20 protein-coding genes and 4 tRNA genes are annotated in these 26,310 nt (G+C 46.4%); 14 read left to right on the forward strand and 10 right to left on the reverse strand.

Annotated features, from left to right (window positions below):
* Positions 1 to 106 precede the first annotated feature (106 nt).
* Positions 107 to 2,122, forward strand: a complete 2,016-nt coding sequence (gene rep / locus QZZ54_RS01170) for a DNA helicase Rep (RefSeq protein WP_290697420.1) — start codon at positions 107 to 109, stop codon at positions 2,120 to 2,122.
* Positions 2,123 to 2,176: 54 nt separating this feature from the next.
* Here rep and QZZ54_RS01175 read toward each other — a convergent pair whose 3' ends face one another.
* On the reverse strand, positions 2,177 to 2,599 hold the full coding sequence (locus QZZ54_RS01175; protein ID WP_290697423.1) for a c-type cytochrome: 423 nt from the start codon (positions 2,597 to 2,599) through the stop codon (positions 2,177 to 2,179).
* 426 nt (positions 2,600 to 3,025) lie between these two features.
* Between QZZ54_RS01175 and QZZ54_RS01180 the strand changes: the two genes are divergently transcribed.
* The 4 genes from QZZ54_RS01180 (at position 3,026) to QZZ54_RS01195 (ending at position 6,387) form a co-directional block, all read left to right on the forward strand.
* Entirely contained in the window at positions 3,026 to 5,134 is a 2,109-nt protein-coding gene (locus QZZ54_RS01180) for an EAL domain-containing protein (RefSeq protein ID WP_290697426.1), read from the forward strand.
* Between the two features lie 122 nt (positions 5,135 to 5,256).
* Positions 5,257 to 5,333: transfer RNA gene (locus QZZ54_RS01185), tRNA-Arg, on the forward strand.
* Positions 5,334 to 5,458: 125 nt separating this feature from the next.
* Positions 5,459 to 5,534: transfer RNA gene (locus tag QZZ54_RS01190), tRNA-Thr, on the forward strand.
* A gap of 172 nt (positions 5,535 to 5,706) precedes the next feature.
* On the forward strand, positions 5,707 to 6,387 hold the full coding sequence (locus QZZ54_RS01195) for an SOS response-associated peptidase family protein (protein WP_290697429.1): 681 nt from the start codon (positions 5,707 to 5,709) through the stop codon (positions 6,385 to 6,387).
* A gap of 87 nt (positions 6,388 to 6,474) precedes the next feature.
* Here the strand turns inward: QZZ54_RS01195 and QZZ54_RS01200 are convergent, their stop codons facing one another.
* From QZZ54_RS01200 to QZZ54_RS01210, 3 genes are all read right to left on the reverse strand, one after another.
* Positions 6,475 to 6,807: a YegP family protein gene (locus tag QZZ54_RS01200; RefSeq protein WP_290697432.1), complete on the reverse strand. Its 333-nt coding sequence runs from the start codon at positions 6,805 to 6,807 to the stop codon at positions 6,475 to 6,477.
* 39 nt (positions 6,808 to 6,846) lie between these two features.
* Positions 6,847 to 8,184 (reverse strand): hypothetical protein, encoded by a 1,338-nt coding sequence (locus tag QZZ54_RS01205; RefSeq protein ID WP_290697435.1) that lies wholly within the window; start codon positions 8,182 to 8,184, stop codon positions 6,847 to 6,849.
* A gap of 213 nt (positions 8,185 to 8,397) precedes the next feature.
* On the reverse strand, positions 8,398 to 8,838 hold the full coding sequence (locus QZZ54_RS01210; protein WP_290697438.1) for a hypothetical protein: 441 nt from the start codon (positions 8,836 to 8,838) through the stop codon (positions 8,398 to 8,400).
* A 380-nt stretch (positions 8,839 to 9,218) separates the two neighbouring features.
* Between QZZ54_RS01210 and QZZ54_RS01215 the strand changes: the two genes are divergently transcribed.
* The 3 genes from QZZ54_RS01215 to QZZ54_RS01225 all read left to right on the forward strand — a co-directional run bounded on the left by QZZ54_RS01215 (position 9,219) and on the right by QZZ54_RS01225 (position 12,238).
* Positions 9,219 to 10,181, forward strand: coding sequence for a site-specific integrase (locus tag QZZ54_RS01215; RefSeq protein WP_290697441.1), 963 nt, complete (start codon positions 9,219 to 9,221; stop codon positions 10,179 to 10,181).
* Between the two features lie 445 nt (positions 10,182 to 10,626).
* Positions 10,627 to 11,658 carry an HNH endonuclease domain-containing protein gene (locus QZZ54_RS01220; RefSeq protein WP_290697444.1) on the forward strand — a complete coding sequence of 344 codons (1,032 nt, stop codon included), beginning with the start codon at positions 10,627 to 10,629 and terminating at the stop codon, positions 11,656 to 11,658.
* The gene (locus QZZ54_RS01225) at positions 11,651 to 12,238 is read left to right on the forward strand and encodes a class I SAM-dependent methyltransferase (RefSeq protein ID WP_290697446.1); all 588 of its coding nucleotides are present in this window, start codon (positions 11,651 to 11,653) and stop codon (positions 12,236 to 12,238) included. Before QZZ54_RS01220 ends, QZZ54_RS01225 begins: the two co-directional genes overlap by 8 nt.
* Here QZZ54_RS01225 and QZZ54_RS01230 read toward each other — a convergent pair.
* Positions 12,235 to 12,993, reverse strand: coding sequence for a recombinase family protein (locus QZZ54_RS01230; protein ID WP_290697448.1), 759 nt, complete (start codon positions 12,991 to 12,993; stop codon positions 12,235 to 12,237). The two genes, QZZ54_RS01225 and QZZ54_RS01230, sit on opposite strands and share 4 nt — an antisense overlap.
* Positions 12,994 to 13,154: 161 nt before the next feature.
* Between QZZ54_RS01230 and QZZ54_RS01235 the strand changes: the two genes are divergently transcribed.
* The 3 genes from QZZ54_RS01235 to QZZ54_RS01245 are packed head-to-tail and all read left to right on the forward strand — an operon-like array spanning position 13,155 to position 14,892.
* Entirely contained in the window at positions 13,155 to 14,042 is an 888-nt protein-coding gene (locus tag QZZ54_RS01235) for a restriction endonuclease (protein ID WP_290697450.1), read from the forward strand.
* A 33-nt stretch (positions 14,043 to 14,075) separates the two neighbouring features.
* Positions 14,076 to 14,723 (forward strand): hypothetical protein, encoded by a 648-nt coding sequence (locus QZZ54_RS01240; RefSeq protein ID WP_290697452.1) that lies wholly within the window; start codon positions 14,076 to 14,078, stop codon positions 14,721 to 14,723.
* A gap of 10 nt (positions 14,724 to 14,733) precedes the next feature.
* Positions 14,734 to 14,892 carry a hypothetical protein gene (locus tag QZZ54_RS01245; RefSeq protein ID WP_290697453.1) on the forward strand — a complete coding sequence of 53 codons (159 nt, stop codon included), beginning with the start codon at positions 14,734 to 14,736 and terminating at the stop codon, positions 14,890 to 14,892.
* A gap of 100 nt (positions 14,893 to 14,992) precedes the next feature.
* On the opposite strand, the gene QZZ54_RS01250 is transcribed toward QZZ54_RS01245, so the two are convergent.
* Both QZZ54_RS01250 and QZZ54_RS01255 read right to left on the reverse strand, forming a co-directional pair.
* Positions 14,993 to 15,733 (reverse strand): DNA/RNA non-specific endonuclease, encoded by a 741-nt coding sequence (locus QZZ54_RS01250; RefSeq protein WP_290697456.1) that lies wholly within the window; start codon positions 15,731 to 15,733, stop codon positions 14,993 to 14,995.
* A gap of 353 nt (positions 15,734 to 16,086) precedes the next feature.
* On the reverse strand, positions 16,087 to 20,433 hold the full coding sequence (locus QZZ54_RS01255; RefSeq protein WP_290697458.1) for an AAA domain-containing protein: 4,347 nt from the start codon (positions 20,431 to 20,433) through the stop codon (positions 16,087 to 16,089).
* 342 nt (positions 20,434 to 20,775) lie between these two features.
* On the opposite strand from QZZ54_RS01255, the gene QZZ54_RS01260 reads away from it, so the two are divergent.
* A tRNA-Thr gene (locus QZZ54_RS01260) sits at positions 20,776 to 20,851 on the forward strand.
* Positions 20,852 to 21,252: 401 nt separating this feature from the next.
* Here the strand turns inward: QZZ54_RS01260 and QZZ54_RS01265 are convergent.
* On the reverse strand, positions 21,253 to 22,287 hold the full coding sequence (locus QZZ54_RS01265) for a hypothetical protein (RefSeq protein WP_290697460.1): 1,035 nt from the start codon (positions 22,285 to 22,287) through the stop codon (positions 21,253 to 21,255).
* A gap of 461 nt (positions 22,288 to 22,748) precedes the next feature.
* Here QZZ54_RS01265 and QZZ54_RS01270 point away from each other — a divergent pair.
* Together QZZ54_RS01270 and QZZ54_RS01275 are read left to right on the forward strand one after the other, a co-directional pair.
* Positions 22,749 to 22,824, forward strand: a tRNA-Thr gene (locus QZZ54_RS01270).
* A 312-nt stretch (positions 22,825 to 23,136) separates the two neighbouring features.
* The gene (locus QZZ54_RS01275) at positions 23,137 to 24,054 is read left to right on the forward strand and encodes a pseudouridine synthase (RefSeq protein ID WP_290697462.1); all 918 of its coding nucleotides are present in this window, start codon (positions 23,137 to 23,139) and stop codon (positions 24,052 to 24,054) included.
* Positions 24,055 to 24,103: 49 nt separating this feature from the next.
* Here the strand turns inward: QZZ54_RS01275 and QZZ54_RS01280 are convergent, their stop codons facing one another.
* Both QZZ54_RS01280 and QZZ54_RS01285 read right to left on the reverse strand, forming a co-directional pair.
* Positions 24,104 to 24,757, reverse strand: a complete 654-nt coding sequence (locus tag QZZ54_RS01280; RefSeq protein ID WP_290697464.1) for a phosphatase PAP2 family protein — start codon at positions 24,755 to 24,757, stop codon at positions 24,104 to 24,106.
* A gap of 49 nt (positions 24,758 to 24,806) precedes the next feature.
* Entirely contained in the window at positions 24,807 to 26,303 is a 1,497-nt protein-coding gene (locus tag QZZ54_RS01285) for a glycosyltransferase family 39 protein (protein WP_290697466.1), read from the reverse strand.
* Between the last annotated feature and the right edge of the window lie 7 nt (positions 26,304 to 26,310).

Genomic DNA, 26,310 nt, shown 5'->3' on the forward strand with positions numbered 1-26,310 from the left:
ATTAAAACAATGAATTAGTGGTGTTTTGTGTGCGTTATCTTGGGCTTTAACTATATTGTATCGGCTGAATGATAATAAAACTTTAGCTGTATAGGTTTTTATTTTAATGGCAAGACTTAATCCCAAGCAGCGTGAAGCTGTGGACTATATCAGCGGGCCTCTTTTGGTTCTGGCAGGCGCTGGCTCGGGGAAAACCAGCGTTATTACCCGCAAGATCGCCTATCTGATTGAAGTTTGTGGGATCAAAGCACATAACATTGCGGCGGTAACTTTTACCAATAAAGCTTCCAGAGAGATGAAAGAGCGGGTTACCTCGCTGGTTCAAGGCAAGGCTACCCGGGGATTGACGGTTTCGACTTTTCATAATCTGGGACTAACGATCATCCGTAAAGAGCATAAAACGCTGGGCTTTAAAGCGGGCTTTTCGCTGTTTGACGATCAGGACACTAAAGCCCTGATAAAGAGCCTGTTGTTACATGAAGGGGAAGAGACCGATCAGCTGGACTTTGTTCAGAATACCATTTCTAACTGGAAAAACGATATGCTGGGCCCTAAACAGGCTTTAGCGCAGGTCGATGGGCCTGATGAAGTGTTGGCTGCAAGAACTTATGCCGCCTATGAACAGAGCTTGAAAGCTTATAATGCAGTGGACTTTGATGATCTGATTCAGCTGCCGGCTCAGTTGTTTATTAATCACCCTGAGGTGCTTGAGCGTTGGCAGAATAAGATCCGCTATCTGTTGGTTGATGAGTATCAGGATACTAACGTTAGTCAGTACCTGTTGGTTAAGATGCTGGTGGGTACCCGGGGTATGCTGACTGTCGTTGGCGATGATGATCAGTCAATCTACTCCTGGCGAGGGGCTCGCCCGGAAAATTTGGTGCAGCTGCAAGAAGACTTTCCCTCTCTGAAAGTCGTGAAGCTGGAGCAAAATTATCGTTCCACCGGACGTATTCTTAAAGCGGCGAATACGGTTATTGCCAATAATCCACACGTGTTCGATAAAAAACTATGGAGCGATATGGGCTTTGGTGATCCGCTACGGGTCGTTTTTACCCGTAATGAAGATGCCGAGTGTGATCGGGTCGCGACAGAGATATTGGATCTGCACCTGCGCAAACGTTACCCCTTCAAAGATTTTGCCATCCTTTATAGAGGTAACTACCAAGCCCGGTTATTGGAGCTAAAACTAAAAAGCTACCAGGTACCCTATAAATTGAGTGGCGGGACGTCATTTTTTTCTCGTGCAGAAATTAAGGATGTGATGTCCTATCTGAAGGTGTTGGTTAATCCGGATGACGATAACGCTTTTCTGAGAATCATAAATCTACCCAGGCGGGAGATCGGTCCGACCACGCTGCAGAAACTGGGTGAATACGCTTCAGAGCGTGATACCAGTTTATTTAAGGCTTGTAGCGAGCTGGGCCTCGAACAGTTCCTTAAGCCTGCACAGGTAGAGCGCTTACGCCGATTTAATCATTGGTTATTAGGTATCTATGAGCAGTGCGAGCAGGGTAATCCGATCGATGGTGTGCGGAAGATGATCGATGATATCGATTTTGCCGGCTGGATCGCTCAGAACAGCTCCAGTGATGCAGTTGCTGAGCGGCGCATGCAGAACGTCTGGATACTGGTTGAGTCCTTGCAAAGCACATTGGAGCGACTGCAGGAAGATGATCCGGATGCGGGGATTCGTGAAGCGATAGCCCGGCTCATTCTGATGGATATTATGGAGCGCCAAGAGGAAGAAGACGATTCTGACCGGGTGCAGTTGATGACACTACATGCCTCCAAAGGGCTGGAATTCCCCCATGTTTATCTGATAGGTATGGAAGAAGAGATTCTGCCCCACCGTAACAGTATTGAAAACGGAGATATTGAAGAAGAGCGTCGTCTGGCCTATGTAGGCATTACCCGGGCTAAAACAACTCTGACTATGACGCTGGCACGGCAGCGTAAGCAATATGGAGAACTGATTGACTGTCAGCCAAGCCGTTTTCTCGATGAGCTACCAGAAGATGATTTAGTGTATGAAGGTCGGGGCGAGGTCTGCGAAGTAGCCAATAAGGCCCGGGGAAATGCAACGCTAAGTGGATTACGTGGGTTGTTAGATGATCTTTGATTTATACAAGACAATAAAAAGGCCGCGAAAGCGGCCTTTTTTAATCAGTTGAACTTACTTAGCGCTGCTGATCATGTGCTCTATTGACGCTTTGATCTCATCATCTGAACAGCTTGCACAAGTGCCGCGTGGTGGCATTGCATTGATACCGTTGATAGCGTTGCTCACCAACGTCTCAAGGCCTTTGTTGGCACGGTCAGCCCAATCGCTAGTACCAAACTTAGGCGCATCCAGAATACCTGAAGCGTGACATGTTGCACAGCTGGCAGCGTAGACATCAGCACCTGAACGCGCACCACCTCCAGCAGCAGGCGCAACAGCCCCTCCGCAGTCGTCACCTTCTACACAGACAGAACCAACCGGCTTGATACGCTCAGCAATAGCATCGTTATCAGTGTTGGCCATAGTAGAGGTAGCCAGGAAACCCAATGCAACAGCAAACAGGGCAGAAATAGCTTTGGCAGCAAATTTACTCACAGTCACGACCTCATCATCGCTAATTATAGAAAAAGGGTAGCTGTAGGGATGGCCTCAGCAGGCCTGTTACAGCATCAATAAATTAATGTCGGGCGGGATTATAACGGTAAATAGGCACAACGAAAATGGGTGTAGTGCTTATCAGGACTAAATAATTAGTCAAAGGCAGAGAAATATTCTGAAAAAAGACGGAGTGGATCCGTATTTTTGGGGCATATCGGATAGATTTTATGTTGCCGGATAGCGACGTAAAGAGTATTTTGTTCGTCTGTATTTCTTTTCTTTTGCAGGACTGCAAGCCAGTCAGATGTCGCGTGACTTCAATACCGTAAAGGGACTTATTATGGTAACCAGTTACTTTTTGCTTTCTGTTGATACTTCATCTGTCGAATCGGGGCTGAGTGAAGAGGCTGCAAGGGGCTTTTGATGAGTCAGAGGCCTTTTCTTTCTGTTACGCGTAGACTTCACGGTTTATTTGTTACTTCAGCCGCTGTTGTTTTGTTAGTGACTGGGTTAGTGGTGCTCAGCGTCGAGTTGGTCACTAGTCGGAATCACTTGATTGAACGGGCCGGGCTGTTCTCTGGGCTTACATCCCCTCACCTGGCCAATGTGTTGGCAATAGATTCGCCAGTTCTTGCACATAAGCTGCTGGAAAACTATTTTTCAGAGCCGGACCTTTTGGGGATCTATGTTTATCGCAAGGATGGTAGCTTACTTGTAGACCTGAGTCGGCCTGAGTTAATTCTGCATCTTCCTGAGCCTTCTTACGTGCTTAGGTCTCAGCTTCAAACTTCCCATCGTTTTAGTTTTGAACTATTTGAATACAGTACGCCGATCAGGACCAATCTAGGCTTGGAGGGGCAAATCTATCTGCAGTACAGCCTTGCTGGTGTAAAGCAAAAGATTTTGTTTTATCTGTTGTTTGGTGTCGCCTTATATCTGTCGTCGCTGCTGGGTGTGTATTTTCTATCTAAACGTATACAAGCGAGTCTGGCGAAACCGGTTGATCAACTGCTTGATGCGATGGAGCAGGTAAGCGTACACCAAAATTTTGACTTAAAGATTCCTGAAAGTAGAAAGCAGGGTGAGTTAAGTGTTCTTGTCAGTGGCTTTAATCGAATGCTGGGGCAAATAAATAAAAACGCCAGCGAGCTAAAGTCTCACCAGAAAACTATTGAACAACATGTTTATTTTGATCCGCTGACAGGATTGGCGAATCGAAGATTGCTTATTCAGAATATGGAGAGGGAAGTGATACGCGCACGACGCACCAAACAGTTTGGTGCGCTTGTCTACATGGATCTGGATCACTTTAAAACGATCAATGATTCCCTGGGCCATAGTGTTGGAGATGCAATACTCAACAGTGTTTCAGCCAGAATACGACAGGCCATCCGGCAAGCTGATACGCCTGCTCGTCTAGGGGGAGATGAGTTTGTCGTGCTATTACCTGAGCTTGGGCAAAATGAATCGTCCGCTAGTCATAATGCTCTGAGTGTTGCGGAAAAAATTCGCCAGTCGATCTCTGAAGCGCATCCTATCGCCGGGAAGTCATTGCATGTCACGCCCAGTATCGGTATCGCCTTGTTTGATGGTAATAATGATCAATTTGAAAATCTGATTATGCAAGCTGATCTGGCGATGTACCGGGCAAAGGAGGAAGGGCGCAACCAGGTCCAGTTTTTCCTTAAACAGATGCAAGAACATGCGGATCATCGGCAACAGATTGAAGAGCGCCTAAGAGAGGCGATTGATAAGGATAGTCTTTATGTCAGTTATCAGCCGTTAGTCAGGGGGACTGGTAACATAGTAGGGGCCGAAGCGCTGGTTCGCTGGTTAGATGGAGAAAATGGACTGATTAATCCATCTGCCTTTATCCCTATAGCCGAGATGACCGATTTGATCTGTTATCTGGGTAACTGGGTGTTGACCGATGTCTGCCGACAGATGGCAGAGTGGCAGACTCAAGGTCGAAAACTGGTGGTTTCGGTTAATATTAGTCCACGCGAGTTTCAGCAGGAACACTTTGTCGAGCAGGTTCAGGAAGTCATCATTTCAACGGGTGCTAATGCAGAGCATTTAGTCTTTGAGCTGACCGAGGGCGTACTGTTAACTAATATTGATAAGGTACGCACAAAAATGCAGCGCCTGGCTCGGTTAGGCATTCGCTTCTCTCTGGATGACTTTGGTACCGGCTATTCGTCGTTACAATATCTCAAGCAGTTACCGATCGATACTTTGAAGATTGACCAGTCTTTTGTCCGGGATATAACCACGGACAGTAATGATGCTGCGATTGTCGCAACCATTATCGCCATGGCACGTAGTCTGGATATCAATGTTGTTGCAGAGGGGGTTGAGAAGAAAGAGGAGCTGGAGTACCTCTGCAAGTCCGGTTGTAACCTGTTTCAAGGGTTTTACTTCAGTCGCCCGGTAAGGGCGAAACGGATGACAAGTCTGATTCATCCAGTAGTGCAAGAGTCGACGCGAAACGAGCGAATACAGGTGCTACCCACGCACCAGTTTTCCGACTGAAGAGCGTCTATGAATATATTGATCTAACGCTGGAAATATAGGTTGAAAAAAAATGCCTTAGCGATAGACAGTTCATGGTTAGATCGGTAGTATACACGCCCTCGTCATATCAGATGAGTTGCGCGCCTGTAGCTCAGCTGGATAGAGTAGCAGGTTCCGATCCTGTTGGTCGGGGGTTCGAATCCCTCCAGGCGCGCCAAATAAACGTTATTTATAACGTTCTGATTCCATACGGAATTTGCTACACATCCAGCTGAGCTACAAGCGCGCATAACTAGCTTGATGTTCACGAGAATGTGTAGCCGGTCACAGTATGGTCACAGTGCCGCTATAGCTCAGTTGGTAGAGCAACTGACTTGTAATCAGTAGGTCCCGAGTTCGACTCTTGGTGGCGGCACCATTTCTTCTTCTTACATCCTCCGAAATTTTTTGATTGTTCGTCTCCGGTGGAGTTGTGCCTCTGTTGTGCAGTTCATGCTCGCAGTTTGCTTCGTTTTTATTCCTAGATGTCTCTCAGGCTTTGAGCTCTTCGCATCATCGTTCAACAGGGTAGTTATGCTAACCTGTGAAGTATGTGCGGCTTCTTTGAATTCAATAATCATTCTCCTCAGGGAGAGAGTCTGATTCGATCACTTGAGATCGATGAGCAGTCTGACTTGTTTCGAACGAACAGCGGCTCTGGGCCTGCTTCAGTCATCGATGTTGTACTGTCTGACGGAGGCAGTCGATCAGTTGTTCCTGCAGTGTGGTGGCTGCTGTTGGACAGGCAAACTCTCAAGCCTTCACGTTACACCTCATTCAACACTCGGTCAGACAAACTCAACGTTCGTAACTCAGCTGGCTACCAAGCGTACCGGCATCAGCGCTGTATCGTTCCTGCCACAGGTATCGTTGAAGGTGATGGTCCGAAGGGACAGCGTAGTTATCATCTGATTGAGCCTGAGAGCACTGGGTTTGCTTTAGGTGGGCTTTATAGAGAGTGGGTGAGCTCTGAGACAGGTGAGCACGTCTACTCATGCTCCGTCATTACACTGCCGCCTCATCCTGAGTGGCAGAACATACACTCTAAATCGACACCTTTGTTCTTGCCGCATGATGATCCGGAGATGCTTGAGCGATGGTTAGACCCGCACTGTGATGATGTTAGTCAGTTTGACGAGTTGTTGAGTCCGGTGTTTCGCGATCGATTGAGAGTTATACCTGTGGATAGGCCGTTGAGTCGAGCGCAAACAGGTGCTTCTTTCTTCATCTGAATGACAATGAGTGTTTTAAGGTGTTGTCAGAGGGGCTGTGTGTCTCTGAATCAAAAATGGGCCCTTACGGACCCATTGTTAGCGAAGCTAAGCTATTTCAAAAACACCTGCTTCTGGTGCTGCGCGCTTAACTGCGTCAGTGCCAGCCTTAGCCCCTTGGCTCGTCGCATAGCCTTGGCTTGATAGGATCACCTCGTGATTACCAGCCTTAAGATTAAAGTACCACTTCCCGTTTTTTCCTTCGAAGACAGTATAGCGTTCATCCAAAGGCGCGTTTTTGCGAACTGACTCTATACCATTGTTTGCGCTAGCTTTGGCCTTGTAGCCCTCAGAAGCTCCGATGTTCTCACCGTTGCCTGCCTTTAAACGAAAGCGAAACTCTCCAGCTTTGTCAGTGTACAACTCAAATTTTCCGGACATCTCAACACTCCTTGTATCTATATATTGTGGTTTGGTTTATTAAACTTCAGCTGTTTCTTCAGTCACTTCAGGTTCAGAGTCTTCTTGCGAAGATCTAGTAACTGGCTTCGGTGGCGAGGGCTGCCATTGCTTGAGATTCTGACCGACTAAATCATAGAAGGTGACAGCTACCTCTTCGACATCTTCGATGAAGGTGCGAGAGCCTGAAAAGCGAACTGCAGAGTCTTGTTCGAGAATGACTTCAAAGGTATTCGGGGCGTGTTTGGGGTTGTCGCACTGAATCTTTGCTGGGTCGTCGCGCAGCTCTTGGAGTGTGCAACTAGTATCATCAATGATGGATGGCCAAGATGCTTGAACTCGAATGCGGCTATGAACGTCGTCGTCTTTAAGCATTCTTAACAACCAGTTGACGCGAGCTGCAGTAGATTTTTTGTCTTGTGGGGCTTTTAGCTTCATCGACGCGGTAATTGAGCGTGTGGCTAAATTAGCTTCAAGACGAAGATCTGATGCTGCGTCTGGGATTTGAAGAAGAGTAAAGAGTTTGTTTGTGTCACATAAGTCAGATATCCGGTGCTTTAATCTAGCGACTGGATCATCCTTCAATTTGCGATCCATCTTGATCTGAATATTCTTGCCGATGTGCTTCGAGAGTCGCAATGAAACATCTCTTTGTTCTTGTAGCCACGAACCGACTGTCTCTTCTACATCTTGATTGGTCTTCTGTAACTTGATCTGAGATACAGCGTCTTTAACTACAGCCTTCCAGCCTTTGTTCATTTGCTTGAAGCCTTCGACTCCGGTAGATGGGTGTTCGAGGAATCGGATGAACTCATTGAGCATGAATGATTGCTCTTGGTCATCTACGTGGTTATTTGATCGAAGGATTTCAGCTTCAGAGAGAATCCAAGCCCATGGCCAATGATAGAGCTCAATTTTTTGTAGATGCTTCTTGGAAATTGTAATGGGGTGATGGTCGGCTCTGGCAACCATCTGATTGGATACTGTGATAACGGCATCAATATTATGCTGTTTGGCCAGAGTGACATACCGGGATACTTGTTCTTCAGATAGAACGGCTTTACCGATCTTGGCTTCGATTAAAGCAGTCCAGGTGTTCTTGCCGTTAACGACTTGAAGCAAGGCGTCAGGTCTATCTTTACTCGAGTCAGGTGTCTCGAGGGTTACTTCAGTCCATGCGTTGAGTTTGGCGCGTGCTCCAAGACGATAGTTGCAGCTGGCGAGTAAGTTTTTTGATAGGGCTGGAATCTGAGTCATCATTGCAAGACCCACTGACAAGATTCTGGCTTCTTTGTTACTTTCAGCGCCGACGGGGATCAGTCGGACTTCTTCACCTTGAATGAGGTAATCAGGCTTCATAACATGCGGCTCCTTTGCATATTTCCAAACCAGTATATAACCAGATTTTACGATTTGTCACATTGATGATTGAAATATCGGGAGCTGTGATTGGTGAACAACGTAGTTTTACCTGAGCAACAGACTCTTAACCTACGGCTCATCTCTTGAAGAACGAGAGGTCAGCCGTCGATTTATTTTGTGTTGTAGGGGGCGTCTATTTGATTAACTGCACTATGGACTGCATGTGGTTTTACCACGGAGCCAAGTAGGAATGGTTGCATGTGTTAAGTATATGTAATCTGGGGTGGTGCCAGTCGTCGTGATTAATGTTTTATGATCTCTCTGTTTGATCGTCACTGTTCTGCTGAACATGGAGTCTTCAGGCTTTTCTGCTCCGGCGAAGCCAACATAATATACCTCGACTCTTGCTTCTTTTGCGTGAGAGTCAATTTCAGAATAAACATCGTAGCCGTTTCCGAAAAGCCCTTTTCCTGCATAGCAGGCTTTCATTTGTTTAGAAATAATGCGGAATGCTTGTTTATAGCTTATATCAGCCTCTTGTGAGAAAGCTTTATCGTTTTCCATGCCGACTGGAGGTTTAACTGGAGTACAAGCGGATAGAATTGTAGTTGTTAAGAGGACGGAGACGGAGAGAGAGGTTTTTCTAGACATTACTCGTCCTTATATAGGAAATGTTCCATATTTCAATGGGTTAATTAAATCATGTTCATTGTGTTTCTGCCAATCTAAATGTCTGAAAAACTATGCGAATCTGGTTGCCGTTTTAGTTTGAATCCTTAATCAGAAGCTTATTCTGATGGCTTGGTATCTGAGCAACAGAGTTAGACACCGTTGCTCATCTGCTCTACAAACAATGAGGGGAATCAGTAACCACGCTGCTTCCCCTTTGTTTTGTTTGTCACACGATCACTGTGCCGGACGCTCTGGTCACAACCTGATCACATTCAATTCAATTTCTAGCCCGACACCGCATCACCGGCGTCCTATGATCGACATCATACTCAACAACCTTATAGATGTCGGTGATGATCATGGCAACAATCCGCAAACTCAGAAGCAAGTGGCAAGCACAGGTTCGTATCAAAGGACATCAGCCACAAGCCAAATCATTCACCCTGAAGTCAGATGCAGTTGCGTGGGCTCGTCTGCTCGAAGCTGACATTCAGAAGGGTGTGTTTGTTGATATATCTGAGGCTGAGCGTATGACCGTGAGCGCTACGATTGAACGTTATCTTCAGGGTATTGATGATCAGGCTAAACAAGCTAAGGAACGTTCTACAGCGCGTCCAGTGTTGGCGGCATTAGGGGCAGTATCTTTGTTCAATCTGACTAACCAGCACCTTGCAGAATTCCGGGATGAACAACTTAAACAAGTAGGTTCGACTACGGTGGTTCACCGCCTCTCTTTGCTCAACAAAGTACTCAGAATTGCGTACCAAGAGTGGAGCGTACCTTTCCCGAAAGGCATCCCGTCAGTTCGGAAGCCTAAACGCCCAGCCGGACGTGATCGTCGGTTGCAGGATGGCGAATATGATTTGTTGTTAGATTCACTATCAGAGACTCCGGTCGTCCAAAGTGTCGTTATCTTTGCTGTAGAGACAGCCATGCGTCGTGGTGAGCTCGTGAAGGCTAAGTGGGAGCATATAGATTGGCAGAGTCGGATACTTCACATCCCTGAAACTAAGACGGGTGTTCCGCGTGATGTGCCGTTGTCTGAGCGCGCGTTAGCGTTGCTTGAACGTATGGAGCGATCAGAAGAACGGATCTTTGGTGTTCGTCCTGACAGCGTGTCTCAGGCGTTTGAGCGTGCTTGTAAGCGTGTTGGGATCGAAGGTTTGCGCTTCCACGACCTACGTCATGAATCCACCAGCCGTTTCTTCGAGAAAGGCCTGAACACGATGGAGGTAGCGACGATCACCGGACATAAAACTTTGGAGATGTTGAACCGGTACACGCACCTTCGAGCGACAGATCTTGTTAGCCGTATAGGTTGATAGGTGGTTGTCGAAGTGTTGCTGAGAAGTTGATGAAACGGGCGTCTAATGTTGACGTAAGTACGCTTAAATTGTTGATTACAACATAACTAGAAAAATAGAATCCAGCTGCCATACGGCTTTGCCGGGTATCTTGAACTGATATAAGGGGATCTGGCGCCGTACGCGTAAAGAGAGTGAGCCGATCAGGATTCTAACTTAATTCTTATACTAAGAACTCATCCCGTATGTTGTTAAAAAGCCTAAATGTCGACAACATTATCAGACAAAAAACAACATGAGCATGCCGGCTGCTTACTATAAGGGCTTATTAAAATAGTCTCTGACTCACAGGTTTGATCCGGGTCGTTATAGATGTTCTCTACCTAAGACATTGACAGATTGACTTGGGTTTATTGTTTGTCGATTCTCGTGTGGTAGTCTCCCATTATTGTCGGGGGATAAAATGGACTTTTTTGCATCTGATCCAACACTAGAGAGTTATTGGCGTTCGATCATTCTGTTCGGCCGGAACTCTGCATCGTACAAATTCGCATTGGCGAAGTCTTTGATTGAGCTGTCGAGCGAAAACGATAGTGATTTAATTACGCTTGAACAGCTTGCCGAGCCATTCAGTCGGCATCTATGTGAACACCTTCGCAGCGTTGATACGCAAGGTACTCGTTCATCCGGGAAGTTCCTCAATGTATGTCGTGAATTTAATAGCGATAGACTCTCTAAAGATGAACTTCTGGCCCAGACAGCGAAGCTTGGTTTCGTCAATGTAATTGATGCCTTTCATGTTGTGAACAACAGTGATGTGCCGGCACGATTTTTTGTAGATGAGCGTCGAGTTAATAAGGGCGTCAGAGTGACAGAGGCGCTGTATGAACTGTTCTCCAAAGATGGTAACAAATCCCTAATTGATGAGGCTGAGTCTCGCTGGAGGCTTGTGGAGACGGCTTGGGAGTTAAATATTTCCCGGAATCTTATTAGTGTTGAACATGATGACGAAGCCGGTCGATTGATTACTCAGACAAATAACAAGCGAATTGATATAACCAGTAGCCGTGATGCACTGAATGGCTATCAGCGGGGTAAATGTTTGTACTGCTTCGGAGCTATCTCTTTGAGTGCCGGAACAGACGACCTTGCCGATGTAGATCATTTCTTCCCTCATATGTTGAAACATACGGGTGAGTTTCATAATTTGGATGGTGTGTGGAATCTAGCGCTGGCATGTCAGTCGTGTAATCGAGGCGAAGACGGTAAACATGCTCGTTTACCGGCTGTAGCGTTGCTGAAGCGTCTCCACCAGCGAAATGAATATTTAATCACGAGCCATCACCCATTGAGAGAAACACTGATCCGTCAAATTGGCTCTGATGAGCAGAGTCGATCTCGTTTTTTGCAAGACTGCTATGATCGTGCTTGTGGATACTTAAACCCCAGTACATTCTGGGAGCCGGAGTTAAGAGGAGAGCCGTTCGGTGGTTAATTCGACAGATTTTTATGAACAGAATGCGCAGAGCTTTTTCGATAGTACTGTCGATGTTGATATGTCTGAGTTGTATGACCGTTTTCTGCCGTTAGTGCCTGACGGTGGTTTAATTCTGGATGCTGGATGTGGATCAGGTCGTGACTCTTTAACGTTCCAGGATAGAGGCTATAGTGTCATTGCAATTGATGCGTCTGAGAGTCTCTGTGAGCTCGCCTCAGTGCTTCTAGGAAAATCTGTAGATTGTATGAGATTCAATGAGATAAAGCTTCAGGGGGTAGTTGATGCAGTCTGGGCATGTGCCTCGCTTCTTCACGTGCCCAAAAATGAACTGTCGGGCTCAATTTTAGCTTTAATTCGATCTCTGAAGCCTAGTGGTGTGATGTATTGTTCGTTTAAGCTCGGAGATCAAGAACGGCTCGTCGATGGACGATTTTTTTCTGATATGACTGATGAGAGCTTCAGAGCTTTGATGAGAGATGTAAGTCCGGGTGTTGAAGTTGAGACATGGGTCACCGAAGATCAACGACCAGATCGAAATGAGAGCTGGTTGAATGTGTTGATCAAACTAGATGATTAAGAGAATCGCCCTGCTATATCATCACCTTCAATGATTTCAGGAGTTGCGATGGCTTGTGTGTGTACCGGTTCAACCAAAGAGTTGTAACGTTTTATAACGTTGTCCACTGCGTTGCGTGACCACTGAGCACCTTTTTGGGTTGGCACGCCCTCTTCGATTAATCTTTTTGCAATTTGATTGAGGTTTAGTCCAGTCTCAAGATGTTTGCTGATCTCCGGGTATACTTTCTTAGCAAAATCATCGGCCTGATTTTTTACTGCTTTAGCGCCCTGCTGTTGAGCGTTTAAGATGTCTGGATTGCCCATAATTTCACCACGATCTCGCTTTTTCTGGTATGCACTCTGTTGACTGACTCGCTTCTGCTGACGCTCAGCATCGGTTCTATTTAGGTATGAAATCGCACGCTCTTTATTGATGGTGTCGTTGTTCTCTGCTTCATGAATTGTAATGCCCGAATCAAAGATATCTACAGCAACCTCTAGGTCACGTGTAAGACGATCAAGGCGAGCCACTACAATGGGTCGGCCTTCGTCTTTAGCTCTCTGTACAAGCTCTCTCAGAGCTCCGTCACGTGTAAGCTGATTAGGTCTTCTTCCTGAAGCTACTTCAGAGTAACTGTCTGCATGAGACACGTCCCATTCTCTTTGTCGTGAGTATCTATCTATGATTTCTAGTTGAGACTGAAGAGATGTACCTTCGGTCTGTTTACCGGAAGAGACTCGTGTGTAATAAAGAGGCTTAATGAGAGATGACATTGTGTAATAACCATGAGCATGAACTATAGGTTATTATCATATTGTGTCGAGATGGTTAGAGTCAAGATATACGCTGCATATTGAATCTTTTTAAGATTTTGATTTGGGTGTTGATTCAGTTATTCTTCGGCCCATTGATATGGACGAATCAAGGAATCGATATGTCACGGAAACGACGCACAAGCCCCTTCGAAGATCTCATTGAGGTCGCATCATTGCTACCCTACTGGGTTAGCCTCATTATCGCTGTCATCACTTATGTCTTCTTTCATAGCTACGCGGCAGCAGACGCCCAAGCCGTCATTCAACCCGGATCAGCGATGCCTCAGAATTTAGGTGGCATGATGTTCCGAACGTTCTCAGTGTTCTTGCAGTACATCGTTCCAGGAGCTTTCGTGTTTGGGGCGCTGATCTCTGGCTTCAAGGCATTCTCTGGTAAACGTTTAGCCAAGCGATACGTGGAAGTGCCTGAATTCAAAGAACCGTCTCAGGAGTCCTCTCAGAGCGCTCAGAAAGTTATTAAGCCGACAGATGAAATGAACTGGCAGCAGTTCGAATTGCTGGTTGGTGAGGCGTTCAGACAGGCTGGGTACAGAGTCATCGATGGTGGTGATGCCGGTGCTGACGGTGGAGTTGATGTGCATCTGAGCAAAGACGGAAATAAGTACTTCGTGCAGTGTAAACATTGGAAGACTCGTAAGGTTGGCGTGGCTATTGTGCGGGAGCTGTTCGGTGTTATTGCGGGCGCTGGAGTGAAGGGTGGGTTCGTTGTGACATCCGGTGATTTCACAGAAGAAGCCAAAGCTTTTGCTAAGGGTAAACAGTTAGGCCTGATCAACGATACGAAGCTAGATAAGATGATTCGAACCGCACAGAAGACGTTGCCCGAAAGTGCTCTCAGAGAGGCTCAGAGCCCGCCTGAGACGCCGGTTTGCCCGAAGTGTGTATCTACGATGGTTAAGCGCAAAGCGCGGCAGGGGGCACGAGCCGGACAGGAGTTCTGGGGCTGTTCCCAGTTCCCGAAATGTCGTGGAATTGAGCAGGTTTAGTGAGGGATATGATTGCATGAAAAGGTTTCTTAGATGAAGACAACAGTATTTACTTTGACAGACATGACCTCTGAGATGGTTGATCCTCAGTTTCAGATCTTTGATGGCATATTTAAAGTACCCTCACTTCCTGCATATGCTGTTCTTCACCATCACTTGGATTATGATCATTCGGTGTTTGGAGAATCAGCTGAAAAGCCTCAGTTTTATATAAAATATGATGTTGTTCGCATCTGCCGGGTTCCGTCGTTGTGTGTCTCTTTCAATAAAACAGCGACGCTGACAGTGTCGTATTCTGGGATTCGTGATTACGCGATGCTGTTCCCCCATATTAAAAATGAAGGCTTGCAGCAGAGGCTAGGGCAGTTTGCCGAAGAGGCTGAAAAAGCTTTCGATGCATGTGCGTGGATGTCATTTGTTTTGATGGCGGGAGCAGTGATTGAAGGCCTTCTTGTAGGCCGGTTCGGTAATAACAAAAACTTTAAGACACTGATCCAGCTTGCTAATGAAGCCGGAGTGTTGGGCGTAGATGATTTAGAGAGCATCCAAGAGGTGCGAGAAGCTCGTAACCGAGTTCACGCTGAGAGGTTTGATGAGCCTTTTATCGAAAGGTTGCTTGCGATGGATGTGTATGTGATTTTTGACCGGCTATTAAAACGCAGATGGGATTTGGATAAATAAGGAATTAACTATGGATTGGACTTCAAGTGGGCCCTATATAATCGTTTTTCTGGTACTTATCTTCTGGCAGCTACGTAAAATTTCCAACCAATTAGATGCAGCGCATGAGCGACATCGGGCTAATGGTTTGTCTCTCGGAGGCTTGGATCGAAATTGGGAGCCGCATTAAGGCATTATGATATTGATCCTTGGAAATGAATGAATTGGCACGCTCTGGACACAGAACCACTGCATAAATCGTTGTGACAGCCCCAGAGTCGTATTCGTCACTAACAGCCTAGTCGAGAGTTAATTTCTGTGCTGTGCTTCAAACGCGAGGGCAGTTCAAATCCCACAGATGCGTTGACCTGTTCCAGTGATGCTGTTGTCTGGCAATAATCATCATTACGTCCTGCACTTTGTTGCATGATGAAAGCAGCTGTCTTGCCTGACTTATCATAAACAACTTTGAAGTAAGCTGATGGAACTTGATGCTCTTCATCGGCACCGGGCATTGTTGTCATCTGAGTCTCATAAATCGGCCCAGTGATCACGAAGAGAGACTTTCTGAAGCTCACGGCATCACGAACAGCTTCTTCTAAATTCTTCCATGGGCCTTGATTCAGGTCTTTGTCTTGCGGTGTGATGTTGCTCAGATAATTAAGCTCTGACCAGTGGCGGGAGCCTGCAAACGATGCCAGTGGTGCTTGATGGCCACGATCCGCTTGAAGTGCTGACGAGCTTGCTCCCTTATAATCTGAGGCTTCGAGTGTTTCAGTCTTGTCGAGCAGAGGATCAACAGCCCACTTCCGGCCCGGAGTGTCACCAAAGTTAACAACATCGACTTCGTACGAGACCCAGTCAGCAAACTTCGTTTGTGGGTTGTTAGAGAACGCATACAGGTGTCCAAACACCAGATCATTGTTTGTTTGGTTTGACGGACAACCAAGTGGACAGTGAACAGAGAGCACATCAGCTGATGCGTTGAAGGTTACAATTGCGAAGAGTATGGCTGTGTTGATGAACTTCATTAGTGTCTCGGTGTATGAGGTCAGTCGATGTGGGGCGCGCAATCCTGAAGGGCCGGGAGCTAAACGTCAATAGTTGTTTGTGGCACATGTGGGTCGCAGTTTTTTTCCCCAGTTGCTGTGCTCGCTTTATCTTCTGACTGCTGTGTGTTTATCTAAGCTTGATGAGGTCTGGATCGTTGCTGAGAGTACTGCTAGAAAAGGCTCAGGAAGTACCTGAAACGCTGGTTCGCATCTGTGATGGTTAAGCGTAAAGCGCGGTAGGATGCGCGAGCCGAGCAAGAGCCCTGGGGATGCTCAGGGTACTCTGCACGTCATCTTCTTCTCTATGTTCGTTAGTCGATTATATTCATCACCTAAAGCATCCGGCGATGATGCATCGTACGGTTGGTCGATCTTTTTTTGCAGCTTTTGCAGTGCTTCCCGTACCCTGACTTCAACTTCGAATCAGCGAACATCTTTTTCGGTTTGATCTTGTCACACTTCGAGCACTTTTTGTGTGTTCCTTCTTTCAGTCCTTTTATGTTCTCAGTGGACTGCGCCTGAATATGCTTTACTACTTTGTGGCTTGCATCTTTGGCGTCCAGCTCTCCAAATAATTCAGATAAGCGCTGATCGAGGGTTGTGATCGGGTCTTTACCAACGTTAAAGCGATTGATGCGTAGCATTTTGTAGCCAAAGGACTCCAGCACGAACTCACGTTCAACATCACCATCAGTGAGATAACTGCGCCAGTTAGCTGCTTCAACGCTATCTCGATTATCGAAGTGGTACTCAAATCCATCGTATTCGATGATGCACTGCTGGACGCTATCCGCTGTCTGTAAGCGCACAAGGAAATCTACCTTGTAAGCGGGATGTGCATAGGAAGGGTTTAGGGCTTTGAGGTACGCCCCAAGCTCAAATTGGGGGATGATCTCGATAGTACCAGCATGAGTGTTCACAAAGCTCGTCGCCTTGATCCACTCAAGCACTCTCGCCTCCATTGGAGAGGATTGGTCGGTATCCTCTGCTTTTGGCATGTTTGTGGCGCTCTCAAGCACCTGGCTGTAGTGCAGTAGTACCCGCTTGATCGCTCCTCTATATTCTTCGATCGGTTTTGAGAGAACAAATACAAGTTTCTCCTTGCCACGAGAAAAGCCGACATTGAGGCGCTGGAATTTCAGGCTGCCATCGACTTCATCCTCGGACAGTTCGATGTCTTTCGGGAAAATGTAGTTGAGGCTGTCTTGCTGGCGCGTACCAACCATCGAGTAGAAGATCACATCACGCTCTTCACCCTGACAGGTATCGAAGGTAAAGACCGCCAGTTTTAGCCGTTTGAAAAGTTCTTCACGTTTCGAGTCGTCACTCAATCGTTTCTGGATGGATGTTACCTGCTCTCGATGCGGAGTAATAATTGCAACTGATGGCGGCTCATCCATCTCTAACATCGTGTGCAGGCGTTCGATGATGACATTGGCCTCACCCGCATTCGCATTACGTGTCACTTCGAGACGGTCAGGCTCTGGCGTTTCGACAAACTCCAGAACATCTGACAGCGGTTTTCCCCGAATTTTAAGTGCCTGTAGGCCGCCGTCATACATATACTTGCTGGAGAAAGAAATCATCTCTGGATAACCACGGAAATGCTTTTTCAACTGGATGCTAAAGTTTGCGTTGTACTCGAAGAAATCCATCACTGAAGACTTGATGTTGAAGTTTTTTGCGCGGGTACGTTGACTGATATCCTCACCCACCTCAGACTCGAATACGTCCATCACCTGCTTGAAGTAACCGGTATTGATCTGCTTCGACGCATTAGCGGTTTTTACGTTACCAAATTGGCGGCGGTCTCCAAGAACTAATACCTTTTTAGCACGCAGGATCGCGGGTAACGCTTGGGCGATAGAGACTTGTGAAGCTTCATCGATGACCACAAGGTCAAATAGGTCGCGCTCCAACGGGATAAACTCCGCAAAGTCACGAAGGCCGGCGATCATACACGGGAATGCTTCGCGCAAAACATCGAACTTATCGACAGGAAACTTCGCCTTGCTGCGAATAATTTGTTGTAGCGTCTTAGCGTCTGCTTTCTTGTTGATCGCAAAATCGGTCACGCGCTCATCGATGCGATTTACCAGCTTCAGCGTATTCATCGATTCAAGCTGAGTTTTCTCCTGCAGATAGTCGAAGTCAGGAATCTGATCAAACTTCTCCTTGAGTAGTTCTTTGCGCGTCATCAGGTCTTCAAAGTTCTTGAGTAGACTCACTGCACGATCGTTTGCGCCCAAGAGCTCTTTTACTGTTACCGGGAACAGTGATTTTACTCCTGCACTCCACTGTGTTTCGGAGAAATTTCTAACCACTTTTGCAGACGCCTCATCAAGGGGAGTGCCTACTCTCAAAAAATCATAAGTCGTTTGCATGTCGAGATCCGACGAACCGCCAAACGAGTCGATGACAGAGCTCAACGTGTTTGGCAAGTGCGCCAGTGATCGAAGCTCTTCGAGGTTCTGATGAGGCTTGGGGTTAAAAACACAGGTGACTTCCTCAACCCGACGGCCATAGTCCATCAGCATACGTCCTGAAAACAGGTAGCCAATGATCGGTCTGCGAAGCTCAACGATAGAGCTACACAGTTTATTTAGACTGGTTGCAGCATCGAGCTTGAGTTCGGGATAGGCTTTGGCGAGCTTAAACAGTGGTTGTGGAACTTCGCGCAACACGGGTAGCAGACGCAGGTACTCACTGAGTGTGCGATCATTTTTACCAATCTCCGCATATCTAGCTCGATCACTAACAAGCAGGCCATATGCCTTAGCCAGCAAGAGAACCTGTTGGTTGTCTTTCTCATCGATGCTTTCCAGATTTTCAAGACTCTCTAGCAGCTCACGCTCTGCGTTATGAAAGCCGTTAATTTCCTCGAAGGTGATTTTAGCCGTTGAGTTGATTGTGGCCTTAACTCGCGATTTCAGACCTGTCTCCAGTTCAGTGAACTGCTTGTTGAAGTTGTTCTCATTTTCTCTGAACGTGCGGACACTGGTCTTTAGCTTATCGATCGAGTCCTTCTTAGTGATCTTGGAAAAATTAGAGTCAGCTTTTCCCAATCGTAGGATCGGGTTTACAAACACTGTATCGGTACCACGGACTTTGGTGATGACATCATTGAGCTTGCCCTCAACAACATCTAGCGCTTCCTTTTTGTCAGATAGAACTAGTACATTGCGACCACTCAGAATCAACTCAAAAGCAATTGCTGTGATGGTGTGTGATTTTCCGGTACCAGGTGGGCCTTCGACGATAATAAATTTTGATTTGTCGTTTCGGATAGCCGACAAAACCTTGCGCTGCTCTTCGGCTAGCGGCAACGGGCTCTGAAACACTACGCGATCGGATGTCTCTGTCGCATCCCACTCTTTATCGGTTTCAATCTCGATCGAGACGGGGTTCTCGGTAAGAAATGATTCGACAATCTCACGGAACGAATCGAGTAGTGGATTGCCTTCTTCCAAACCGACCATCAGTGCTTCGTAGTCGTTGACTATCGACTCGTCTGACTTATCAAATAGTGAGAAGGTGAGCTCGTTAGTTACAGTGATGCCATGGGCATGTGCTTTGGTTACGGCAGAGCTCAGCAAATCTACATCACCCTCTACGTTTAACGCCGCGAGGACGCTATGAAACGTTTGCATTACCACATTGAGATAGGTTTCATCCTCAGCTTTGTGGAAGATGCGCTCGATGATGGGATTGGTGCCTTGAAGTTGATGCTCTTTTTTGAGTTTCGAGAGTACGAAATCAACCGCCTTCTTATTGGCATAGATCAATGAGCTGAATTCTAAACGAATAGAGTCGCCGTCCACCTCAACCGATACGGGTATGTAGTACATCGGGAACTTAGAACAACCTGAGATTATTTTGCCAACGTTCAAATACACCTGGCTGTTCTCAGTGACCTGGTGAGTCGAGATGATTTCGCGCAGCTCGACGAACGCATCTTTGGCGGCAAAGTCGTTGAAATAGGTGGTTAGTGCTGTTTGGATACGCGAGCGATCGCTCAGAGTAGAGAGTGTTTTAGTCAGCGTATCGGTCGACTTCTCATAAACAGTTTCACTTACGGCCTCGACAAATGTGCTCATCTGATCATTAATCAGAATGGATACGATTTCGTCGGTAAACGTTTCGATTTCTTCGAGCGCAGCAGCGGCTGTGTTATTTTTCAGCACTGGCTTGATGATTGCCAGTACCTTAGAAACAACCGAAGTCTCCACCATTGCCCTGATGTCCAACTCCAGATCATCGAAAAATATTTCGAAGTCCAGAGAGTCTCGTTCACTCGCTGCGACACACTGTTTCTCTATGTCGATCAGGTCGTGTACCAACTCATCCGTGTTGACTGACTTAATGGCTGAGTTGATACCCGTCTGAATTGTGGGAGATAGTCTAGCTGTGTATTTACCGTACTTGATGCTGAATGATGCTGGAGTTGTCTGTTCTAATTTCTCGACAATGAGATGCTTTAACGTTGGGTACGTACTGAGTTGGATGCCGACACGAATGGTTTTGTCGCGCTCTGTGAACCTCCGCTTTGGCTCGCGTGAGGCTTTAAAGTCCGTTTCCAGAAATTGGCTATAGTAACCCGCTAGGCTTTGTAAGAAGCCTGATAGCCCTGATACATTATCGCTTTCTTCCGTTGTTGCTATATCTAACCTATCATCCATTGATCCGTCTCAACACGTAAATTTACGTAGCTATCCTACAATCTTTGCAATGGATTAATAAGGATTTAATTACCGTTTTTACAGTGAGTTCAATAAGTTAATGCGCCACGCTCTGGTCACAGTGCCGTTGTATAAATCGCTGTGGCCGCGTATCCTCCGGTTTTTGGTGTGATCACGGAATAGTGATGAGGTCTGGAGATCGTTGATCTGACGGCTTCTTAGAGCTTTTGATACCCGGTTTCCGATCCTGTTGGTCGGGGGTTCGAATCCCTCCAGGCGCGCCAAATAAACGTTATTTTTAACGTTCTGATTCCATACTGAATCTTTCAGCATGGTCACAGTGCCGCTATAGCTCAGTTGGTAGAGCAACTGACTTGTAATCAGTAGGTCCCGAGTTCGACTCTTGGTGGCGGCACCATTTCTTCTTAAGCTTCCCGTATAAATGACAGTGATTGCTTAATGTCATCACCGGTGGAATGTCTTCATCAGTTCACTCACCAGTTCCATTATCTTCACGATCGTCTCAGCCTGATTTCTGTTGCCCGTTTTTCTGAGAAAACCCCTTCGATGAAAACGAACGGCTGCTTCTTAGTGTTGTTTGTCTTCAGTGGAGGCTTATCGATAAGTGCTGCCTTAGTGAGCTTGAAGCTTTTTGGCTGTGTCTAGGAGTAATAGGTGGGACGTCCTTTGGAATCGATAAGACAGCGGGTTGTTGATCCTGTGCCGCATTTATAGCCTAAGACTGAATGATAGGAGTTTAATGTAGAGTATTAGCTAGAGTGGAGAAGTACCTCACCTAGACGTATAAGATACAGGGTGTCATTTCGGTCGTTCTATCAAGTCTTTGGTTATTTTTATCTGACTATTTGTATGATAATTAAATGTAAGGCTTATGACTTCGTGATCTTGTAATTTAGCTATTTCAAATTCCTTGTAAGGAATTAATCTGTCTTTAGCTTCTGTTTGCAATAGAACGAGCTTAATCGGCGGATTGTCACTGTCATATGGAAGCGCGCAAGCTGGATGGCTGTCATATGGAAACGTATAAGGTGGGTGGCTGTCAGGGGAGAGATTATGTGAGCTTCGGATTACCCAAAACTTCTGATTATGTAATAAGAAGAATAACTGGAATGAGTGTGGCAGTGCGAGTTTAAGGTCCAGCGATTCAGGTACTGTAAGTAGTTTTTTTCGCCCATTTTCACCGTAGTGTGCAAATAAAGTAAGGCTATGGGGTGAAATATCGATCAGGACATAATCCTTTTTATCTCCATTGAGAATAGCGTTCATGCATTTGAGTCCGGCATCAGCCGGGACGTAATTCTTCATCTGGGTTTGGTCAAGGGGTGTTTGTGAAAAACACCCATCAAGCTGGTTATGTAGGAAATCAACCTCGCCATAGATGAAGCTGTGTTTTATATCTTTAGCGTTGAGCTTGTGGGCTGTTAACAGGGTTTTAAGTTGAGAAGCTAATTGATATTTTTCCAGATCCAGAGCGCATGAAATAATCTCAATATACCCTTCAGTGGAGATTTCTCCATGATCATTTTTTTCAGTGTAATCGGAGATTTCTGCAATACAGACATGCACCTTCTCCTGATAGCAGCCGATGATGATGAGAGGGTATTCTCCCTCTCCGAACCAGAGGTGGGCGCCTATTGCTGTTGCGACATTTAGCGACAAGGGCTTTAAACGTAAACTAAGCTCTTCAGCGGCCTGTAATAGTTGATCTAACGCCGCCAGAGAAAAGTCATTTGGTACAAGTACGCTTTGGTTTTTATGCCCGGTGAGCATGGCCTGTTGGAGGATAGGGTACCAATCGTTTGGGTCCTTAAAGAGGTATTCAAACTCCTTCATCTTACTTCTGCCGGCGCTTTGAAAAAAATGGGCGGCTTAACGCGAGGGTGCTAAGTGCTAATGCGATCGCAGGCAATCCAGTACTAAACATTAAGCATCCTTGTCGTTAGATAGGGTAAGTGAATGAAAAATAATGAATCATTAGAACTTAAAGTATTAGTTTAGTTATAGAGCACTTTGGTTGAGATGAAAACAGTATTGTTCTCTTCAAGTGATTATGACTAAAAAGAATAGGCGTACTTAATTTGTTGTAGTGATATGAGAAATCAGATCTGGATAGGTGGGTGGTTTTAGAAGATATGTGCATGAGGAAAAGTCATTAGGAAGAGAGCTTTTGGGGTTGTTTTGCACTCAATGTTTTTAATGTGTTGGTCGGGGGTTCGAATCCTTCCAGGCGCGCCAAATAAACGTTATTTATAGCGTTCTGATTCCATATTGAATTCTTACAGTCTGGTCACAGTGCCGCTATAGCTCAATTGGTAGAGCAACTGACTTGTAATCAGTAGGTCCCGAGTTCGATTCTTGGTGGCGGCACCATTCTTTCTTCTTAAATTCCTCGTATTAATGACAGTGATTGCTTATATCGCTATTGGAAGAATGTGGATAACAATATCTCCCTTTAGGATTGTTGTTGCTCATGATCCCGATTATGATCGCACTAATAAGCCGTGAAAGAATCACTGCGAGCGTGCAGCGACTTTAATCAAACCATGATTAACTCTCTATCCTTAAATAGAACACGATCTTTTTGAGAGAAAAAGTAGCTTACAGACTTGAGTGTATCTTCTACCGCAGTATTCCACTCACACTAGCGATGATGAGCTTATATCCACGCCTTAGGATTCGATGATGGCCATTGCAAAATCCCCGTCTAAATTGACCCTGCCGCAGATCAACCCCGGCGTGACGACTGTTTTAGACTATCTGATAGGCAAGTTCCCGCAGGTCGATGCCCAGGTGTGGCGACAGCGAGCTATCGATGGAAAGCTGCATTGGCATGATGGCACCGTCATCACCTCAGAGTCGCCCTATCGACCGCAGCAGCGTGTCTATTACTATCGCGAAGTCGATCGTGAACCAGTGATTCCGTTCAACGAAACGATCTTATTTGAAGACGCGAATATTCTGGTGGCTTATAAACCGGCCTTCCTCCCCGTCACGCCCGGTGGAGCTTATGTGAATGAATGTCTGCAAAATCGATTGCGGGTGAAAACGGGGATGGAAACTCTACAAGCTGTGCACCGTATCGATCGAGTCACGACGGGGCTGGTGATGTTTTCGGTTAATCCTGAAACCTGCCATCTGTACCACCAGTTGTTTGCCACCCGACAAGTCAACAAAACCTATCAAGCGATCGCCAAGATTGATGCCGGTTGTGACGAGCCTGTGAGTGGTCAGCAATGGGAGGTTATTAACCGACTGCAGCCGGCTGATCCGCGTTTTCTGATGCGGGTGGACGATGGGGCTCCGAACAGTCATTCACGGATTCGCTGTGTAGACCGAATTCAGGACAAGGCACTGTTTGAATTAGAGCCGGTTACAGGCAAAACCCATCAATTGCGGGTTCATATGCAGACGCTTGGATGGCCAATCTTATACGATCGTTATTACCCGGCGTTACAGCCCGAGTCTGTTGATGATTTTGATAAGCCTTTGCAGCTATTGGCTCAACAACTACGTTTTATCGACCCGGTGACGTCGCAGTCCAGATCGTTCCATTGCGGTTATGCATTGAATCTGACAGATTGCTCATTTGAGCAGGTGTGATCTCTAGTTCAAAACTATGGACTGCGCTGCCAGAGGAAGACTGAAAAGATTATGGATTCGGACTTCTGCTTAATGGATGTTTGAAGCCAAGTGTCGCTCCCAGCACTGAGATAACAAAATAGACAGCCCAGAAAGCAAACAAGGTGTCACTGAAGAAGTGTCCTCCCTGAATGATGCGGGTGAAACTCAATACCACTCCGACCATGCAACCCGCCCAGAAGGCTCTGGGTGAAGCAAATAACCATCCCAGAATCATAAAGTAAAACCCCATTGCTGCGTGGCCACTGACAAAAGAACAGTTCTTTTCACACACGCCGGAATAAACAAAGGCTGGCGTAAACTGCTTGTTGCCGCCAAAGTTTTCGACCTGTATTGGGCGGGCGCGGCCAATGGAGTTGTCTTTTAAGACGGTATTGACCAGTAAGCCAGGGCCGATGACTAGAGCCAGCAGCAGAAAGGTGATGCTCCATTTCTTATAATGCTTCAAATTAAGTTTTTTAAATTTGATCAGCACGCCTGCGATAATCAGCCCTAGCAGAAGTGGAAGATGTATCACCGCAAACACCCAGTATATGAGTTTGAAAACTGGGTTATTTTTATAGATAAACTTCTCTGTCAGCGGGTCATAAAACAGCCCAGTTACAAACAGATCTATCTGCGGGAAACTTACTAACAGTACGGCACAGATCAAGAAGAGAAGCACAGCTCTGCTCTGCTTTAACACGGAGAACGTTTTTGTCGTAGGCATGGGTTTATTGCTCAACCTTGCTTGAAAATCCCTTGAATCCGCTAACCTTGTAGAGCTTGGCTGAACGGGCAAAGTTGCTATACAGCTGAAGCTTTTGTTCTGTTAGTAGAGTCACTTCACTGAAATAACTATTTAGTTTTACCTCAATATCTTCCTCAGTGACAAATAGGAATTGCTTCTCTGTGCTCTTGGATAAGGGGTATTTTAGTTCGTAGTGGTCTTCGATATAACTGTCGTCACTCAGCGCTACGCCTTTGAAATCCTGCGGAGAGATGTAATAACCAAAATAAGCCAGTAGTTTGCGAGAATCGCTGGCGAGTTTATAGTCTGGGTTTTGATCAAACCAGGGCTGAAACTTGTTAACAAATTCGGGCCAGCCAAGCAAACGTTTATAAGGATCAGTGCCATGTTTTCGCTCAATGCCCAAAGCATCAGTGACAGCGGCATAATGATAGAAAGAGACCGCCAGCAGAAAGTTAGCCAGCAGTCCGATAATTAATATTCGATAACCTTTTATCTGGCTCAGGTAATAGCCGGTGAGTAGGGATGCGCCGATATAGGCGGGTCCCGCCCAGTTGACGTTAGCCCGGGCCATAAGAGCCTGAATTGATAAAACAGCAAAGGTTGGCCAGAAAAGGCTCCATAAGAGCTTTTCGGTATCACTTCGAGGTTGGCGTTTAAGCCCACGGATGACCATATAGATAAGCAGAACCGGCCCGAAGACGAATAACTGTCCACCCCAAAATTCTACTAGTCGGCTGAAGCTCAGTGAACTGCTGGTCTGATGGGATATTTCTGCGGTGTGTTGGAAACTGATGAAATCATGCTGGTAGTTCCAATAGAGGTTGGGCAGTAGAAAGCTAAGTGCCAGCAGGCAGGTTATCCAAAAACGGGGATTCAACAGTAATTGACGTCCGACAGGGCTGATAGCACCGTAGAGCAGAAATGTTGCAGGCAGCAGAACAAAGGTATATTTCGATAGCAGGCCCAATCCGCCAGCCACGCCGGCCAGTAACCACCAGGCCCAGTTATTGTGAGTTTTAGCCTGGAGAAAAGCGTAGAAGCAGAGGCACCAGAAAAAGATCAGCGGCGCATCGGTAGTGATAAAGAGGCTATTGAAGCCCACCAAAGGCATTAACAGGAAGATTGCCCCAGCGGACAGCGCTGCTTTAGCGCCCGCGAGAAAATCGGCTGTACGGTAGATCAGGACAGCGGCGCTGGAATAAAGCACCGGTGCAGCCAGCTTTACCGCCCACTCTGCGTTGCCAAAGATCGATGTTGTCAGGGCGATTAGCCAGCCAACCATAGGGGGTTTGGAATAATACCCCCAATCAGGAGTTTGAGCCCAACCAAGGTAGTAGGCTTCGTCATAGAACAGTGTTATGGGACTGTCGATAACGACCCAGCCACGGTAAATAAACAGAACTGCAAGCAGGGCTAAAAACCACCTGAATGGATAGGCAGTAAATAGCTTGGAGGATTCTGGCGACGCTGCAGACATTCTGTTG

The sequence above is a fragment of the Amphritea sp. genome (genome assembly GCF_016744155.1).
In the GTDB taxonomy this organism is placed as follows: Bacteria; Pseudomonadota; Gammaproteobacteria; order Pseudomonadales; family Balneatricaceae; genus Amphritea.

Bases quoted from the DNA above. Each gene is read 5' to 3' on its own strand.
- rep (WP_290697420.1), top strand. From the start codon at position 107: ATGGCAAGACTTAATCCCAAGCAGCGTGAAGCTGTGGACTATATCAGC.
- QZZ54_RS01180 (WP_290697426.1), top strand. From the start codon at position 3,026: ATGAGTCAGAGGCCTTTTCTTTCTGTTACGCGTAGACTTCACGGTTTA.
- QZZ54_RS01195 (WP_290697429.1), top strand. From the start codon at position 5,707: ATGTGCGGCTTCTTTGAATTCAATAATCATTCTCCTCAGGGAGAGAGT.
- QZZ54_RS01200 (WP_290697432.1), bottom strand. From the start codon at position 6,807: ATGTCCGGAAAATTTGAGTTGTACACTGACAAAGCTGGAGAGTTTCGC.
- QZZ54_RS01205 (WP_290697435.1), bottom strand. From the start codon at position 8,184: ATGAAGCCTGATTACCTCATTCAAGGTGAAGAAGTCCGACTGATCCCC.
- QZZ54_RS01210 (WP_290697438.1), bottom strand. From the start codon at position 8,838: ATGTCTAGAAAAACCTCTCTCTCCGTCTCCGTCCTCTTAACAACTACA.
- QZZ54_RS01215 (WP_290697441.1), top strand. From the start codon at position 9,219: ATGGCAACAATCCGCAAACTCAGAAGCAAGTGGCAAGCACAGGTTCGT.
- QZZ54_RS01220 (WP_290697444.1), top strand. From the start codon at position 10,627: ATGGACTTTTTTGCATCTGATCCAACACTAGAGAGTTATTGGCGTTCG.
- QZZ54_RS01230 (WP_290697448.1), bottom strand. From the start codon at position 12,993: ATGTCATCTCTCATTAAGCCTCTTTATTACACACGAGTCTCTTCCGGT.
- QZZ54_RS01235 (WP_290697450.1), top strand. From the start codon at position 13,155: ATGTCACGGAAACGACGCACAAGCCCCTTCGAAGATCTCATTGAGGTC.
- QZZ54_RS01240 (WP_290697452.1), top strand. From the start codon at position 14,076: ATGAAGACAACAGTATTTACTTTGACAGACATGACCTCTGAGATGGTT.
- QZZ54_RS01245 (WP_290697453.1), top strand. From the start codon at position 14,734: ATGGATTGGACTTCAAGTGGGCCCTATATAATCGTTTTTCTGGTACTT.
- QZZ54_RS01250 (WP_290697456.1), bottom strand. From the start codon at position 15,733: ATGAAGTTCATCAACACAGCCATACTCTTCGCAATTGTAACCTTCAAC.
- QZZ54_RS01255 (WP_290697458.1), bottom strand. From the start codon at position 20,433: ATGGATGATAGGTTAGATATAGCAACAACGGAAGAAAGCGATAATGTA.
- QZZ54_RS01265 (WP_290697460.1), bottom strand. From the start codon at position 22,287: ATGAAGGAGTTTGAATACCTCTTTAAGGACCCAAACGATTGGTACCCT.
- QZZ54_RS01275 (WP_290697462.1), top strand. From the start codon at position 23,137: ATGGCCATTGCAAAATCCCCGTCTAAATTGACCCTGCCGCAGATCAAC.
- QZZ54_RS01285 (WP_290697466.1), bottom strand. From the start codon at position 26,303: ATGTCTGCAGCGTCGCCAGAATCCTCCAAGCTATTTACTGCCTATCCA.